The following is a 16,813-nucleotide window of genomic DNA, read 5'->3' on the forward strand; positions in this document are numbered from 1 at the left end:
GGGAGGTAAGTTAATTGAAAAATAAGTCGATTAATTTAAAAAATCATGTCGGTGTATTTATTGTTATGTTTAGTGTGAGCTTGTTTTTAGTCTTACCTCAGATACTCGCACATAGTTTAGTTTTAGGTTCTGATTCTTTATTTCATTTTAATCGTATTTACGATATCTATATGCAATTTAAAACAGGCAATTTTAACTATTTCCAAACAAATTACGGGTTTCAACAAAGTGGTCGGATTATCAATGCTGTGTATGGGCCTGGATTTGCTTATCTGCTAGGTGGGTTGCTACTACTCGTACATAGTTGGTTTAATTTTCAGGTTATTTCTTCTTTTTTAATTTTCTTTATTAGTGGTTACTCAATGTATTTACTAGCTAAAGAAATAACTTCGACCAAAGATATCTCACTATTAATGGCTGTTCTTTTTATGGGTAGCTTGTGGATTGCGCGATGGTCAACTGAGCAAAATTTTATGGCTTGGGGTATCATGCTAGTGCCACTAGTTGTTTTAATGGGTGTTAAAATGATCAAAAATAACGCAGAAGGATTGCGAATTCTACCCTTAGCGTTAACCATGTCGGTAATGATACAGGTACATGTTTTAAGTGCCTTGATGTCGATTGGTGTCCTATTCGTTTTTTTTATAGTTGGTTTTATTCAAACGAATCAAAAATCGAAACTATTATTAACCTGTTTTTGGGCGGGGTTATTATCGTTAGTTCTGACATTTAATGTTTGGGGTGCCATGTTAGATGTTTTCGCAAACAATAAATTATACGCACCGCACGTTAATGTGATGATGTCCAATTCAACTATGAATTTATCGATGGGGGGGCCAACGCTTACTAAAATTGGTTTGGTTATGAGCTTCATATTTGTAGTACAAATTAGTTTATTGTTTATAAAACAAGCAAAATTTACGGTTACTAATAAAGTAGTAACTAGTTTAGGTTTAGTTTTCTTAGTCTTAACGTCAAAATTAGTTCCTTGGACGGATTTAGCCCAGGTTATCCCATCAATACAAAGTTTCTTGCAATACCCACGTCGCTTTGAAGGGTTCGCTGTAGTTTTATTATTAGCGGGTTTTAGTGCAACACTATCAAGTAGTTCATTTAAAAATTATCGGAAGTATATTGATCTATTCTTAATTGTTGGAGGTCTTGTTGTCGGAGTACAATCGTATTTAGAAATTCAAAAAAGTAATGAAGCATGGCATACTAATCAGTCGATAGTTTCTCCCAATAATGTTGATATCGCAGATAATACGAGTAACGAACAGATTACCAAAGCATTTATGAGTTCAAATCTAGATGATGGTTTAAAGTTGATTACCAAGGCATCGCCAGACTATTTACCTAATAATCGAGTATTAAGTGAACGTCCTTATCATGATTATCGATTAGACATGAAAAAAAATAAAGATGAAGTAAGTAAAACGATTAATAGTGAAGGAAAGTTAAGTCTGAGTTGGAACGCAACAAAAAAAGGAAATGAGATTTCTTTACCCGCGATAGTCTATAATAATTCAACTGTTCAATTAAATGGTAATAGCCTTGATCCTAAAAAAATGACCTTGTCAACTATGGGTAGTCCAACCGTTAAAGCAACTAAAATAGGTACAAATAGGTTAGTCATTGGTTATCATACGAAAATAATAACAAGAATTAGTTTAATCATCGTTCTAGCCACTTGGATAATTAGTTGCGTTAGTGCTGTTTTTATAAAAATCACTGATTATAAAAAAGAAATTAAGTTATGATATAGTTTTAACAAGTAATAGGGACTTCAAAAAGAGAACATAATTAATGATGTTCTTTTTCTGTATTAAAAATGAAATATAATACTTTTAAATATAACGTATAATTAAAAGTGTAGAGCACTACAACTTTGAAAGCGTGGTCAAAATGTTTAGAATATCATATCAGTTGACAATAAGATTAAACAATGATTAGACAAACGATTTTAAGTTTCATTTAAGTCTGGTAACATGTATAATAAATTATTGTGTCATTGTATACATCTAAAAAATTTAGGGGTAATTAATTATGAGTGAAGATAATATTAAACACCAAGGTAGCCACAAGAAGCATCATCATAAAAAGAAAAAAATGAGTACACTGAAAAAATGGGGGATTGGTGTCGGAATCGTCGTTGCCGCACTATTGGTTATTGGTGGTGTGTTGATGGCGAAGGTTTATCTAGATGCAAAAGACGTTGTAGATAATACATATCAAAAAGTAAATGTTAAAAGTAAACGAACAACCGGGAGTGTCTCTCTTGATAAAGAGGCGCCTTTCTCAGTTTTAATTTTGGGTGTTGATACGGGCGAAGATGGGAGAACAGATCAAGGTCGATCGGATACAATGATGGTTGCGACAATTAATCCTAAAACAAACTTGACGACATTAACGAGTTTACCTCGTGATACGAAGATTCCGATTACAGGTCACGGGACAGATAATAAATTAAATGCTGCATATGCTTATGGGGATGTTTCCTTAGCGATGGATACTATTCAAAACTATTTAAATATTCCAATTGATTACTATGTTCAGATGAATATGAAGGGCCTGGAAGAATTAACGGGTGCCGTTGGTCCAATTACGGTCAATAATCCATTTGCTTTTTCAGCGGGAAGGCATCAATACGTAAAAGGTGATATTGAGTTAACTGAAAGTAATGTTTTAGACTTTTCTAGAATGAGACATTCTGATCCTAATGGTGATTACGGGCGTCAAAAAAGACAACGCTCGGTTGTGACTGAATTAGGTAAAAAAATAGCTTCTATTGATGGTGTCACAAATTATCAAGCAATTTTGAGTGTACTTGAGAGCAATATGAAAACAAATTTGAAATTTTCTGATATGAAAAAAATAGTGACTCAGTATCGTAGTGCTATAGGCACAATTAAAGATGTTCAACTTCAAGGACAATCACAAATGATAAATGGTGTGTCGTATGAAGTTGTTCCATCAGCACAAGTAACGAAAGTATCCAACATGATCAGAAAACAATTAGACTTAGACTAGGAGAATTATATCAATGGAAGAGACAATCAATCTTGAACAAGTTTTTAGCATTTTAAAGAAACATCTTAAATTAATTATTGGGTTAATAATTGCGGGGGCACTATTAGCATTTTTTGTAACCATGTTCTTTATGACGCCAAAATATAACTCGACTGTTCAAATATTAGTTAATAGAACAGAAACTGCCAATAATGTAGGGGCTGCTTACAATACACAGCAAGCAGATGTCCAAATGATTAATACGTATAAAGACATTATTCAAAATAAAATTGTACTAGATCCTGTGAGAAAAGAAATTGCTAAAAAAGATAATTTCGTTGGTACGAGTGATGATTTAAAAAATCAGATAAGTATATCAAATCAAGAAAATTCACAGGTTTTTAGTGTAACTGTTAAAGATACTAATGCATATCGCGCGGCTGATATTGCAAACTCTGTTGCTGATACGTTTAAAAATAAAATAAAAAAAGTGATGAAAGTTAATAATGTAACAATTGTTGCTGATGCAGTTGCAAAACCTAATGCAGTATCACCTAATAAAAAGATGAATGTATTAATAGGTCTGTTACTAGGGGGGCTTATCGGAATTGGGATTGCATTCGCAATAGAACTTTTTGATAAAACAGTTAAAAACGCTGATTTTTTGACAGATCTTGGTCTTTCAAACTTAGGTATGATTAACCATATTGACGAAACTAATAAGAGTCAAGGACTTTTTGGACAATCAACACCAAGAAAAAGAAAGCATACTAATTAAAATAGATAAGGGGTTATTGAATGATGAGTTTATTAAAAAAAGATAAAAAGTTATCAACTGATAGTATTGATAACGGTGTTGGATTAATTACTGTTACTCAACCAACATCAACGATTGCAGAACAATTTAGGACTGTACGTACGAATATCCAATTTTCAAGTGTTGATAAAGAAATGAAAGTTATTATGGCGACATCATCAGGTCCATCAGAAGGCAAGTCAACAGTTATAACTAATCTTGCTGTAACATATGCTAATCAAGGACTGAAAGTATTGTTAATTGATGCCGATATGCGTAGACCAACTGCGCATCAAACTTTTGGTTTGAGTAATGAAACCGGGCTTACAAATTGTTTGACTGAAAAAAGTATTGATGTTGCAAAAGCAGTTGAAGAAACACCAATTGAAAATTTATATGTTATGCCTGCAGGTCCTACTCCACCGAACCCTTCAGAATTATTGAATACAAAACGGATGGATTCTTTAATTACAGCTGTCGCTGAACAAATGGATATGGTTATCATCGATACACCACCATTAATTTCTGTAACAGATGCACAAATTGTTGCAACAAAAGTTGATGGTACAATTTTAGTTGTGAGACAAGGTGTGGCAAATAAAGGTGCCGTTTTGAAAGCAAAAGAATTATTAGATACCGTTCATGCAAGAATCATTGGGACGATTTTGAATGATGTTTCAGGTAGTGATGAGTCAGGTTATTATGGTGGGTATTATGGCTATTATAAATAATAATTAAGTAGACGTAGGATAATTTAAGGAAGCAGGGATTATAGGTGACTAGGAAAAGTAAACAGGTTGTTTTAACTGGATTGGATAGTTTGATTTGGGTAGTTTCAATTTCATTATCGAGGTTATTTTTAGGGCCGTATATTAGTTTTAGTAACTCTGATTTATTGGAATTTGGGTGTATATGTTTGATTTTATACCTAATAATTGGATACTCATTAAACCTCTTTTCTAAAATTAATAGGTATGCTAGCTTTAAAGAAATAATTGCAATTTTTATTGCAATAACAATTACAGCAGTTATTAGTAATATTAGTTATTTTTTCATAAGTTCAAATTATAGTATTCGTTTTGGAATATTAACTTATTTACTGGCCCTCCTTTTTATTGGTGGCAGCCGATTTGCATGGCGCTATCTTGTTGAAAATATCTTTAATAATGAAGAATCAGAAACATTAATTACAACATTAATAGTCGGTGCAGGGGATGGCGCAGAAGCTTTAATGGAAAGAATACAAAGAGATAATGCCGACTTGAATGTTATTGGATACGTCGATAATGATATTCAAAAACAAAAAATGTGGATGATGGGTAAGAAAGTTTTGGGAACTTTCCAAGAAATTCCAATGATTGTCGAAGAATACGATGTTGAACAGGTCTCAATTGCTATTCCTTCATTAAGTCCCCATAATTACGAGGACTTGTTAGATATTTTAAATCCTCTAAAAGTTAAAATTAATCGCATGTCAAGTTTTGAAGATATGTTAGAAGACAATAGTGATTCTAGAAAAATGCATGAGATTGACGTTGTTGATTTACTGGGTCGACAAGAGATTAAACTTGATATGGCTAAGATTGAAAGCAAAATATATGGTAAAACAATTTTAGTTACAGGAGCGGGTGGCTCTATTGGTTCAGAAATTTGTCGACAGGTTAGCAAATTTGGTCCTAAACGACTAATTTTACTAGGACATGGAGAAAATTCAATTTATTTGATTCATCAAGAATTAAAAAATCTTTATGCTGGGAAAATTGAAATTGTGCCGATTATTGCGGATGTTCAAGACCGGGCACATATTTTTGACTTAATGGCACAATATAAACCAGAAATAGTCTATCATGCTGCAGCACACAAACATGTACCATTAATGGAAGCTAACCCAACTGAAGCCATTAAAAATAATGTTTATGGTACGAAAAATGTTGCTGAAGCTGCTAAGTCTGCAAATGTGAAATCATTTGTAATGATTTCAACTGATAAAGCAGTAAATCCGCCTAATATTATGGGGGCAACGAAACGTCTCGCTGAAATGATTGTAACTAGTTTGAATGAACCAGGTCATACAAAATTCGCCGTTGTTCGTTTTGGTAATGTTCTTGGTAGCCGTGGTAGTGTTGTACCACTGTTTAAGAAACAGATAGCTAAAGGTGGACCAGTTACTGTTACTGATCTTAGAATGACAAGATTCTTTATGACAATTCCTGAAGCTAGCCGTTTAGTGATTCAAGCGGGGACGCTATCTAAAGGTGGAGAACTATTTATCTTAGATATGGGTAAACCGGTTAAAATTGTTGATTTAGCACGAAAAATGATTAAATTAAGTGGATATACTGAAAACGATATTGATATTGTTGAGTCAGGTATGAGACCTGGAGAGAAACTGTATGAAGAATTATTAGTAAGTAGTGAAAAACAGCAAGAGCAAGTATTTGAAAAAATTTTCTTGGGTAAAGTAACACCATACAAGATTGATGAAATTATGAGTTTTGTTAAGAGTGTAGAGCCGTTAACTGGTACTGCTTTGAAAAAAGAAGTTATTAGATATGCACATACTCATAATGGTGAACCCTCAATTGATTCGGAAGGTATGCGTTAATGTATAAAAAATATTTTAAAAGAACAATTGATTTTGTTATTTCTTTAGTAGGCCTTGTACTTTTATCGCCTATTTTTTTAATTATCGCAATTATTGTTAAAGTCGATTCGAAAGGCCCTATTTTCTTTGTACAAAAGCGGGTAAGTATTAATAAAACCTACTTTGGTATTTTAAAATTTAGGACGATGAGAACTGATACACCTGATGTACCTACTCACTTATTGAAAGATCCGGATGCTTTCATTACTCGCTCGGGTAAAATTTTACGAAAAACGAGTCTTGACGAATTACCACAAATTATTAATATTTTAACAGGTAAGATGAGTATCGTTGGTCCTCGACCAGCACTTTGGAGTCAAGAAGATTTAATTAACGAACGTGAAAAGTACGGCGCTAATAACGTTTACCCAGGGTTAACTGGATTAGCACAAATTAGTGGGAGAGATGAATTATCTATTGCTGAGAAATCAAAAATTGATGGTGATTACGTGCAACTTTTATCTTTTTCAGAAGATTTAAAAATTTTTTTTGGAACAATTACATCAGTTTTAAAGAGTGATGGTGTAAAGGAAGGTAAGAGTGATGACTAAACGAGTTTTGATAACCGGTGCACATAGTTATATTGGAGGGGCATTTAAAAGCTGGATTAATAAATCAGAATCGGAAGATATATCAGTTGATATGATGAGCGTTCGAGATGATAAATGGAGAGGAAAAAATTTTGGTCTATATGATGTAGTACTTAATGTTGCGGGTATTGCACATGTATCTTCGGATCCGAGTATGGAGGATCAATATTATAAAGTAAATAGAGATCTCGCAATTAATTTGGCTAAAAAAGCTAAATCTGAGGGAGTGAAACAATTTATTTTTTTATCAAGTATGATAGTATATGGTGAAAAAAATGGACTACAAAATACTAATATAATTACTCGAGAGACAATAATGAACCCAATTGATTTTTATGGTGATAGTAAGCTACAGGCAGATGTAGAAATTCAAAAATTAGCAGACGATAACTTTAAAACGGTTGTTATCAGAACTCCGATGGTTTACGGACCGAATAGTAAGGGTAATTTTCCAAGGCTACTGAAGTTAGCTGAGAAATCCCTGATTTTCCCAAGTATTAACAATGAACGAAGTATGATTTATGTAGATGTATTAACAGAATTTATCAAACAGATAATTATTAATGATGCATCAGGCCTTTATTTCCCTCAAAATAAAGAATATGTTTCTACAAGCGATGTAATCAAAGTAACAAGGAAATTATTAAGAAAGAAAGTATACTTTATCTCTATTTTTAATCCGCTTATTTCTCTATTATCAAGGAAGTTTCGTGTTTTTAATAAAATATATGGTAGTAAAGTTTATGATAAAAAAATTAGCGAGTGCTCTTTCGAATATACATTAGGACTTACATTAGAAAATACGATAACGAAAATTTTAATGGAGGATAAGAAATGAAAAAAGTTTTAATCGTTGCGTCGGTTGCTTCAATGATTGAACAATTTAATATGGATAATATCAGAATATTACAAGAATTAGGATATAATGTGGAAGTTGCAACTAACTTTTATTCCGCTGGAACTATACCAGATGATATGGCTAATTCCTTAAAAAAGAAGCTTGAAGGAAAAAATATAATTTGTCATCAAATTGACTTTTTAAGAGGAATTGGTTCAATAAAAGCAAATAAAAAAGCATATAATCAGCTTGAAAAATTAGCAAGTACAACTACCTATAATTTTGTGCATTGCCATTCACCGATGGGAAGTGTATTAACTAGATTAGTTTTTAAAAATAATAAAGAAACTAAAATTGTTTATACGGCACATGGCTTTCAGTTCTTTAAGGGCGGGCCGAAAAAAGATTGGATATTATTTTATCCTATAGAACGTTACTTATCTAAATATACGGATATTTTAATAACAATCAACAATGAAGATTACTCAATTGGAAAATCTTTTGGTATAAAAGAAGTTTTACATGTGCCTGGCGTTGGAATAAAATGGGAACAATTACGAGAACAATCAACTAATATCGATGAATTGAAAACTGATTTAAAGATAAGTAAGAATAGTAAAGTGATGATTTCTGTAGGTGAATTATCTAAGCGGAAAAATCATATTGTGGGAATAGAAGCAGTAAATAAATTGAAAGATAAAATTGATATTACATATATTATATGCGGTGTTGGAGATCAAAGAGATTTATTAGAAAAAAAAGTGAAAGAGTATGGATTAGAAGAAAAGATTATTTTTACAGGTTATTCTGAAAATATTAAACAATATTTAGATATAGCAGATTTTTCTCTTTTTCCATCTAAACGAGAAGGATTAGGACTAGCGGGATTAGAAGCTATGGCTACTGGTCTTCCATTAGTAAGTACTTACTTAGGGGGGATCAAAGATTACACAGAAAATGGTATCAGCGGGTGTGTAGTGGATGATCCTACTGATATTTCCCAGTTTGTGAAAGCTATAGAAAATTTACTAGGCATCAATGATAAAGAATACGAAAAAATTGTTAAAAACAATATTGAAGTATCAAAAAAATATAGTATTAAGAATGTAAATGAAATTATGTATAGTTTATATTCTAAAATTTAAATTATGCGATGTTGTCTATAAATTGAAAGGATTCGCAATGATTAAAAACACAAAAATAGTATTGATAGCTATATATTTTGGAGAATTACCAAATTATTTTGATTTATGGTTAAAATCAGCGGAATATAATAATGAGATAGATTTTCTAATATATACTGATCAAAATATATCTACAACCATACCGAATGTTAAAATAAAAATAGTCAACTTTAAAGATATTCAAGCGAAAATAAGATCACATTATACATTTCCTATAAAAATTAATAATCCGTATAAGTTGAATGACTACAAACCGGCTTACGGTGAAATATTTGAGGAAGACATCTCGGGATATGATTGGTGGGGATTTGTGGATATTGATACTATATTTGGAGATTTAAAAAAATTTTTATCTGAGGATATACTAAAAAAATATGACAAAATAAATACTCGTGGACATTTTCAAATGTATAGAAATAATAATCAAATTAATAATGCATATAAAATTGATCATCATAAAAAAGGGACGTACAATTATAAGCAGGCATTTACAACTGATGACGCAACTCACTTTGATGAAATTTGGGGAACTGCAAAATTTATGCCCGACACAGATATGAGAATATATGATCCATATAAAGAAAAGGTCTATTATGCTGATATTTGGGTAAAAGCATTTCGATTTATAACACTTGATATTTCTGAGGGAAAACAATATCAAGTGTTTAGATGGCATGATGGGGAACTAGTAATGAATTATATTGATAACGGAAAAATTAAAACTAAAAAGATAGAATATATTCATTTACAAAAAAGAAAAATGCAAGTTGATGTTGAAATATCAAATGATGACCATAGCTTTTTAATTGTACCTAATAAGTTTATAACAGATGAAAAGTTGTCTATTGAAAATATAAAGAAATATAATGAAGGAAAATGGCCTAATGGTATCCGCAGATATTTCCAATATTATATTAAGCAATTATTTAATGGGGAGCTTAAGGCTAGAATACGAAGAATTTGGCTCTAAATATAAGATTGAAAATAGATTAACACTTTTTATCTGAATATTAAAATCACTAATAAATATTAAGGAGAACTTAGTCATGAGTGATAATTTTAAAATTGATTTTGTAGTGACATGGGTTGATGGAAATGATGATATCTGGCGGAATAAAAAAAATAAGTACGCGGGAAACAAAAATTTAAATGCGGATGAACGTTTCAGAGATTATGATATTTTTAAATGGTGGTTTGAAGGTGTAAAAAAATTTGCACCATGGGTAAACCATATTTTTTTAATTACCGACAAACAAGTTCCGAAGTTTCCATTGGACATGAAAAATCTAACAATTGTTGATCATTCTGATTTTATTCCTGAAGAATATTTACCTACTTTTAATTCGAATGTCATTGAAATGAATATTCCAAGAATTAAAAATTTATCGGAACATTTTATCGTATTTAATGACGATACGTTTATAACTAACAAGGTAGATCCAACAGATTTCTTTTCTCAAGATGGGACTCCTAAGGATGTAGGATTAATGGGACTTATTCAACCGTCGGAAGAATTTTCGTTAATACCTTTTAATAATATACTTATTATTAATAAGTGGTTCTCAAAAAATAATATTTTGAAGAAGAATTTCTTTAAAATATTTAATTGGCAATACGGGTTTCAAAATGTAAGAAATTTCTTAGTTTTACCATATAGGTCTGTTCTGGGATGGTATGAACCGCATTTGCCTAGTAGTTTATTGAAAAGTACATTTAAAGAAATATATCAAAAAGAACCAGCTTTGTTAGCCGAACTTAGTAAAAATCGTTTTCGTACTAGAAATGATGTAAATATTTGGTTGGCACGCGATTGGCAACTTTCAAAAGGGAATTTTGAACCACGTAGATTTTCGTTTGGAAAGTTTGAGAAGTTGCCAGAAGATGGAGATTTTTCAAAAATAAAGCGCGCCTTAAAATCCAAGGCAAAAATAGTTGTTATAAACGACATATCGTTACCATTGGAGAGCCTTTCAGAAACGAAAGAACAATTAAGAAAAATATTCGCTGAACACTTTAGCTAATTAGGAGGATCTAATTATGAGTGACGTTGCAATTTTAATGGCTACCTACAATGGTGAAAAATTTTTAATGGAGCAAATTGAAAGTATTAAGAATCAATCATATGGGAATTGGCACCTATTTATTAGAGATGATTTTTCGAAAGATAATACCAGTAAAATTTTAGATAATTTTAAAAGAGATCCTAAAATAACGATACTAGATAGCTCGCTAAATATTAATGAAAAGGGCCAATTAGGAAATTTTGAAATTTTAATGAATAACGTTCCAGACCAGTATGAATATGTTATGTTCTCAGATCAGGATGATGTATGGTATACAAATAAAATTGAGATATCATTAAATGAAATTAGACACCTGCCTAACGAAAAAGTACTGCCTAAGCTTGTATATACGAATTATGACGAGTTTTTTGAAGTAGTGGGGGACGGAAGTGTGAACTACAGTGGTGTAGAAAAGAAAAATAAACCAACATATCAACGTATTTTTCTACATAACTGGTTAATGGGTAATACGATGATTATTAATCGTAACTTATTAGAAATTTCAAAAAACATCCCGATAGAAGCAGTTAATCATGATGCATGGCTTGCATTAGTTGCTGGATTATATGATGGGATTGGATATATAGATAGTGCGACTGATGGTCATAGAATGCATTCATTTAATATTACAAGAGGTGCCGATGCACATAAAAAAAGTACAATTATAAAAAGTAAGTTAATTGATTTAAAAAAATATAAAGTTAAATTTGATCGATTTTCCAAATTGGTTAATGAATTAGAACTACAATTTTCAAATTCGCCTATTAAAATAAAAAAAAGAATTACTATGTTGAAATATTTTGTAGAAAAGAAGGGTATCGAAGCCATAATATTTGGCAAAAAGAATGGTTTTTTTACCAATATTCACGGTCACAATACCTTACTCTATTTGGAGGAAATATTAAGGTTATTCAAAAAATAATGTTAGTATTTACATAAAATTTAATTAAAAATGGAATACAGCATAAGCAAATTTCATTAATTGTTTAAGAAATGACTATCTAGGAGTTTATATGACATATTTATTTGCAATAGTAACCAATTTCTTTTTGGATCATGTTCATGGTAAAAAAAATAATATCATTCCGTTCATTGGAATCGGAATATTAGCATGGCTAGCGGGTGCTGCTAGTAAGATGACGACGACCGATTATCCTAGTTATCTTATTAATTATGATAATAGTTCTTTAGCACCATATAATCACCAATTTGAGTGGGGCTATATGTGGCTTTCTCGAATTTTTGCGGCAAACGGAGTGACATATGCTGATTTTAGATTAATATTATTTATTGTTAGTTTTATTATTTTGACAGTTGCAATATTAAGATTTACAAAGAATTTAGGATCTTTTGTTTGGGTTTTTGCAATTTTTCCTTTTTTTAATGAGGCAACACAGGCACGTAATTTTTTTATGATTTCTATTGCTCTATTAGGGCTAAGTTTTTTACAGAAAAAAAATGTAAAAAATATTATTATTGCCATCGGATTAATCTTATTGAGCGCATCAATGCATTCATCTGGATATATATTTTTAATAATAATTCCCTTAAGCTTTTTGAGCGAAAAATATGTGAAAATTTTTGTACAATTAATTATTGGTTTTTTTGTAATTTTAACAATTGTACAATTTATTCCAGGTTTAAGTGGTTTATTGAAAAATATAATAACGAAAGTTTCATTGCATTCATCTAGGACACAATTGTTTGATAAACTGAACACAAGTTATGCTGCTGGTTCATCAAAAATAATGCTTATAGAAATAGCTTTATCATATTTTTCAATGTTAGGACTTGGATATTATTTTTTGAAAATTAATAGCCTATCAACTGAGATTAAAAATAAATTGAAATTGTTATTCTTAATTTCGTTAACTGGTCTTGTAGCACTCCCATTTTTAGTTATGTCGATACAATATCAACGGTTCCAACGTAACTCTTTCGCACCAATTATAATTGCATACGCGCTAATTAGGGAGCATAAAGATGAGATTGATAGTAGAATATTATTAAAGATTGATTTAATGATGGTGGGGATACTCTTATTAGCTGTTATAGCGTTTTATGGAGTGTTAGTACCACAAGAATTTGTTGACAGTATTCCATATTTAGTACATTGGAAATCGCTTTAGCATTGTCGTTTAAAGAAAAGTAATTAAGGAGTAAATTTTTGAAAAATATAGCTGTGATTATGTCAACGTATAATGGCGAAAAGTACGTCGAGGAACAATTAAATAGTATTATTGAGCAAAAATATAAAAATGAAGATAACATACAGATTTATGTTAGAGATGATGGTTCAACAGATAATACAATAGATATTTTAAAAAGATACGAAAATAAAAATTTGTTAAAAATAATTTATTCAAGCGGAAATATGGGTGTTAAACGTTCCTTTTTTGAATTACTTAGGGTTGTCGATGCTGATTACTATTTTTTTTCTGATCAAGATGATGTTTGGGTTTCAGATAAAATAATGCAATTTATGGATAAATTTGATTTGTTAGACAATAAAATAACACAAGCTATATTTTCAGATCTTATGATTGCTGATAAAAAGGCTGTTTCAACAAATATTAAAATGTCTAAAATGTTAGTAGGCGAAAATTATAATCATTCATTGAATGATTTATTATTCAATTTTAAAGTAACCGGAGCGGCATTAGCAATTAATAAGAAACTAAGAGATGAAGTACTTATGTTAACAGATGAAGATATTGAAAATGTAACAATGCATGATTCAATTATTGCTAAAATCAGCTCAGCAAGTGGGAATTTAACGTACATTGATAAAGTAACGGTTTACTATAGACAACATGAAAATAACGTCATCGGAATTGGTAAGAGTAATGTACACTTGTATGAAGTTTTTCGTAGATTAAAAATAAGATATAAACAATTAGGTCGGATTAAAAAGGAAAATATTGTTCTGTATGAAAGATTTTCTAATATCATTAAAAATGATACTGAAAAAAAAATGCTAGAAGATACATATAAGTTTTATGATACAAAGAATATCTTTAAAAGATATTCTTTGTATCATAAATTTCATAGTTTAATTAATACAACAGCACAAAGAATAATTATATGGTTTGTTTAATAGAGAGTGATTAGGTGGTTACTATCAATTTAATAAAAAAAAGTTTTAGGCGTAATTTTATTACGGCATATAATATGATAAAGTATATGAAAAATAAGATGAACTACGGAAATAAAAGGTATAAACAAGTAAAAATAATTGAAGAAAAAACTGATTTTATTAATAGCGTGTCATTAGTGGCAATTATTAAAAATGAAGCACTATACGTTCAAGAATGGATTGAATATCATAAAATTATTGGTATATCAAAATTTTATATTTATGATAACGAATCTACTGATAATTTAAAAGAAATTTTAGAACCGTATATTAAAAGTAAAGTGGTTGAATATATCTATTTTCCGGGTGATAAGCAACAAATACCAGCATATCTGGATGCTGTCGAGCGCTGTAAGACAGAAACAAAATGGCTATTAACACTAGATTTAGATGAATATTTAGTATTAATTGATGAAAAAAATATTGATTCTTTTTTAAATGAATTTAGTGAAAACGTTGCTCAAATTGAAATTGGTTGGGTGATGTTCGGCTCATCTAATTTGATTAAAAAATCAAATGGATTAGTTACTGAGACATTTTTAAATAGATCAAAAAATGATATTATTTTAGATTCAAAACCTATCGTAAATCCTAGATTAGTAATTGATATGAGAATACCACATTGGTATGATGTGGCCGGTAAAACGACTGATGAAAACGGAAATAGGTTATGGGGATATCCATGGACAAATGAAAAAAGACCTAAAATTGTATCAAGGGAACACGTGAGGGTTAATCATTACTATGCAAAATCACTTGAAGAATTCGAGAATAAAGTAAAAAGAGGATATGCTGATCAAAGTAATGATATAAAAGAACGTAGTTATCTTGATTTTAAGAAGCACGATATTAATGATGTCTATGATAACGGCATGTTAAAGTACACGGATAAAATTAAAACAGAAATTAAACGTGTACAAGAACTTAACAGATGAGGGTAAGTGTGATGTATGAATAATAATTCTCGAACTGGTATAGCAGCTAAAAATACATCAATCGCTGCACTATCGCAAGTAATAATGTTAGTTTTGAAGTTTGCATTGCAGACAGTATTTATTAAAACTCTTGGTGCCGATTACATGGGAATCAATGGGCTATATGCTAATGTGTTGAGTTTTCTATCCTTTGCTGAATTAGGGATTGGTGGGGCGATAACGTACTCACTGTACGATCCTCTTGCTACTAGTAATCATGGTGAAATTGCTGGTGTCATGAATTTATTTAGAAAAGTGTATAATGTGATTGGTATCGTAATTTTGATTATGGGTTTAGCATTTACTCCATTTATAACTATTTTAATGAAGGGCGGTAGTCCTGTACCATTTCCGCGAGTTATGTTTGTACTATTTTTATTAAATACGGTTGTTAGTTACTTTTTTACGTATAAACGTTCCTTATTAATTGCAAATCAAGAAGGATATAAGGATAGTTTAAATAGATTAATTTTTACGATAATGCAGACAGTATTACAAATTATCTTTTTACTTTTATTTAGACAATATGTTTGGTACTTAGTAATCCAAATAATTATAACATTGTTATCTAACTTGAGAATTTCAAAACTTGTTGATAGGGAATTTGAATTTCTTTCCGAAATGAAAACTGTTAAAGTAAATCCTAAAGTCATCAACTATATGAAGAAAAATATATTTGGGACTGTTTCTTCAAAAATTGGTACTATATTAGTTTTTGGAACGGATAATATATTAATATCGGCATTTTTAGGCGTTAGATTAGTAGGAATATATTCTAATTATATGCTGATTGTAAATAGTATTTCCAGTGTGTTGACACAAAGTATCTCTGCTGTCACAGCTGGATTAGGTAATCTAGGAGTAACGGAGGATGAAGATTATCAAGAAGTTGTGTTTTATCGTTATATGTATATAAATGCCGGTATTACATCAGTTATTGCTATAACGTTATACGCAGTTATTGAATCTTTTATTAAATTTTGGATAGGATCAAATTACGTCTTATCGAACTTTACCGTGTTACTTATTGTTATAAATTTTGTACTTGTTCAATTTAGACAGACTGTATTAAATTTTATTGGTGCACGTGGATTATTTTGGCCAATGAGATATAAATCACTACTTGAAGCTGTAGTTAATATGATAGTTTCAATTCTTTTGTTAATGACAACAAATCTCGGCATTAATGGTATATTAATTGGTACAATAGTAAGTAATATTGGAATTAATTTATGGTGGGAACCACTTATCTTATTCAAATATGGATTCAAACGTAGTATGAAAAAATATTATCTTAAATATTTTGGTTATATGGGAATAATTGGAATAGAATTAGGAATAATTTCGTATTTACTAAAAATTATTGTAATTCAAGGGATTTTCAGTATTTTGATAGCATCTGCTGTTGTATTTATTCTAGCAAGTACATTATTCTATTTCTTATTTATTAGATATGACGAAACAAATTATGTTAAAAAATTGGTTTTAAGAAGGATATTAAATAAATAATGATTTTTATTTTTAAAAGCTGTGTTAAGTAGTTATTGTAGCTACCATTTACAAAAATTAATTAGAATAT

15 protein-coding genes are annotated in these 16,813 nt (G+C 30.4%); all 15 read left to right on the forward strand.

Going from position 1 to position 16,813, the window contains the following annotated elements; genetic code table 11:
* The first annotated feature begins 14 nt into the window (after window positions 1–14).
* On the forward strand, window positions 15–1,760 hold the full coding sequence (locus AC1RPJ_RS04325) for an MFS transporter (RefSeq protein ID WP_481761546.1): 1,746 nt from the start codon (window positions 15–17) through the stop codon (window positions 1,758–1,760).
* 286 nt (window positions 1,761–2,046) lie between these two features.
* Window positions 2,047–3,030 carry an LCP family glycopolymer transferase gene (locus tag AC1RPJ_RS04330; RefSeq protein WP_481761545.1) on the forward strand — a complete coding sequence of 328 codons (984 nt, stop codon included), beginning with the start codon at window positions 2,047–2,049 and terminating at the stop codon, window positions 3,028–3,030.
* 13 nt (window positions 3,031–3,043) lie between these two features.
* Window positions 3,044–3,787 (forward strand): YveK family protein, encoded by a 744-nt coding sequence (locus tag AC1RPJ_RS04335; RefSeq protein ID WP_481761544.1) that lies wholly within the window; start codon window positions 3,044–3,046, stop codon window positions 3,785–3,787.
* Between the two features lie 23 nt (window positions 3,788–3,810).
* Window positions 3,811–4,536: a CpsD/CapB family tyrosine-protein kinase gene (locus tag AC1RPJ_RS04340; protein ID WP_481761629.1), complete on the forward strand. Its 726-nt coding sequence runs from the start codon at window positions 3,811–3,813 to the stop codon at window positions 4,534–4,536.
* A 44-nt stretch (window positions 4,537–4,580) separates the two neighbouring features.
* Window positions 4,581–6,410 (forward strand): polysaccharide biosynthesis protein, encoded by a 1,830-nt coding sequence (locus tag AC1RPJ_RS04345; RefSeq protein WP_481761543.1) that lies wholly within the window; start codon window positions 4,581–4,583, stop codon window positions 6,408–6,410.
* Window positions 6,410–7,000 (forward strand): sugar transferase, encoded by a 591-nt coding sequence (locus AC1RPJ_RS04350; RefSeq protein ID WP_481761542.1) that lies wholly within the window; start codon window positions 6,410–6,412, stop codon window positions 6,998–7,000. Before AC1RPJ_RS04345 ends, AC1RPJ_RS04350 begins: the two co-directional genes overlap by 1 nt.
* Window positions 6,993–7,877, forward strand: coding sequence for an NAD-dependent epimerase/dehydratase family protein (locus tag AC1RPJ_RS04355; RefSeq protein ID WP_481761541.1), 885 nt, complete (start codon window positions 6,993–6,995; stop codon window positions 7,875–7,877). The genes AC1RPJ_RS04350 and AC1RPJ_RS04355 overlap by 8 nt, the downstream gene beginning before the upstream one ends.
* A complete protein-coding gene (locus tag AC1RPJ_RS04360) occupies window positions 7,874–9,022 on the forward strand; it encodes a glycosyltransferase (RefSeq protein ID WP_481761540.1) in 1,149 nt (382 codons plus the stop codon). The genes AC1RPJ_RS04355 and AC1RPJ_RS04360 overlap by 4 nt, the downstream gene beginning before the upstream one ends.
* Window positions 9,023–9,059: 37 nt before the next feature.
* Window positions 9,060–10,031, forward strand: coding sequence for a DUF6625 family protein (locus AC1RPJ_RS04365; protein WP_481761539.1), 972 nt, complete (start codon window positions 9,060–9,062; stop codon window positions 10,029–10,031).
* 76 nt (window positions 10,032–10,107) lie between these two features.
* Entirely contained in the window at window positions 10,108–11,082 is a 975-nt protein-coding gene (locus AC1RPJ_RS04370; RefSeq protein ID WP_481761538.1) for a Stealth CR1 domain-containing protein, read from the forward strand.
* Between the two features lie 16 nt (window positions 11,083–11,098).
* The gene (locus AC1RPJ_RS04375) at window positions 11,099–12,046 is read left to right on the forward strand and encodes a glycosyltransferase (protein ID WP_481761537.1); all 948 of its coding nucleotides are present in this window, start codon (window positions 11,099–11,101) and stop codon (window positions 12,044–12,046) included.
* Window positions 12,047–12,137: 91 nt separating this feature from the next.
* Window positions 12,138–13,253 (forward strand): EpsG family protein, encoded by a 1,116-nt coding sequence (locus tag AC1RPJ_RS04380; protein ID WP_481761536.1) that lies wholly within the window; start codon window positions 12,138–12,140, stop codon window positions 13,251–13,253.
* A gap of 38 nt (window positions 13,254–13,291) precedes the next feature.
* On the forward strand, window positions 13,292–14,221 hold the full coding sequence (locus tag AC1RPJ_RS04385; RefSeq protein WP_481761535.1) for a glycosyltransferase family 2 protein: 930 nt from the start codon (window positions 13,292–13,294) through the stop codon (window positions 14,219–14,221).
* Window positions 14,222–14,307: 86 nt separating this feature from the next.
* Window positions 14,308–15,195, forward strand: a complete 888-nt coding sequence (locus tag AC1RPJ_RS04390; RefSeq protein ID WP_481761534.1) for a glycosyltransferase family 92 protein — start codon at window positions 14,308–14,310, stop codon at window positions 15,193–15,195.
* Window positions 15,196–15,210: 15 nt separating this feature from the next.
* Complete coding sequence (locus tag AC1RPJ_RS04395) at window positions 15,211–16,743, forward strand: lipopolysaccharide biosynthesis protein (RefSeq protein ID WP_481761533.1); 1,533 nt, start codon at window positions 15,211–15,213, stop codon at window positions 16,741–16,743.
* Window positions 16,744–16,813 lie beyond the last annotated feature (70 nt).

It is taken from the genome of Dellaglioa sp. CoH-57-MRSF-17, assembly GCF_056782015.1.

Coding starts and splice junctions, on each gene's coding strand:
- AC1RPJ_RS04335 (WP_481761544.1), top strand. CDS start 3,044: ATGGAAGAGACAATCAATCTTGAACAAGTTTTTAGCATTTTAAAGAAA.
- AC1RPJ_RS04340 (WP_481761629.1), top strand. CDS start 3,811: ATGAGTTTATTAAAAAAAGATAAAAAGTTATCAACTGATAGTATTGAT.
- AC1RPJ_RS04390 (WP_481761534.1), top strand. CDS start 14,308: ATGAAAAATAAGATGAACTACGGAAATAAAAGGTATAAACAAGTAAAA.
- AC1RPJ_RS04380 (WP_481761536.1), top strand. CDS start 12,138: ATGACATATTTATTTGCAATAGTAACCAATTTCTTTTTGGATCATGTT.
- AC1RPJ_RS04330 (WP_481761545.1), top strand. CDS start 2,047: ATGAGTGAAGATAATATTAAACACCAAGGTAGCCACAAGAAGCATCAT.
- AC1RPJ_RS04370 (WP_481761538.1), top strand. CDS start 10,108: ATGAGTGATAATTTTAAAATTGATTTTGTAGTGACATGGGTTGATGGA.
- AC1RPJ_RS04360 (WP_481761540.1), top strand. CDS start 7,874: ATGAAAAAAGTTTTAATCGTTGCGTCGGTTGCTTCAATGATTGAACAA.
- AC1RPJ_RS04350 (WP_481761542.1), top strand. CDS start 6,410: ATGTATAAAAAATATTTTAAAAGAACAATTGATTTTGTTATTTCTTTA.
- AC1RPJ_RS04395 (WP_481761533.1), top strand. CDS start 15,211: ATGAATAATAATTCTCGAACTGGTATAGCAGCTAAAAATACATCAATC.
- AC1RPJ_RS04355 (WP_481761541.1), top strand. CDS start 6,993: ATGACTAAACGAGTTTTGATAACCGGTGCACATAGTTATATTGGAGGG.
- AC1RPJ_RS04375 (WP_481761537.1), top strand. CDS start 11,099: ATGAGTGACGTTGCAATTTTAATGGCTACCTACAATGGTGAAAAATTT.
- AC1RPJ_RS04365 (WP_481761539.1), top strand. CDS start 9,060: ATGATTAAAAACACAAAAATAGTATTGATAGCTATATATTTTGGAGAA.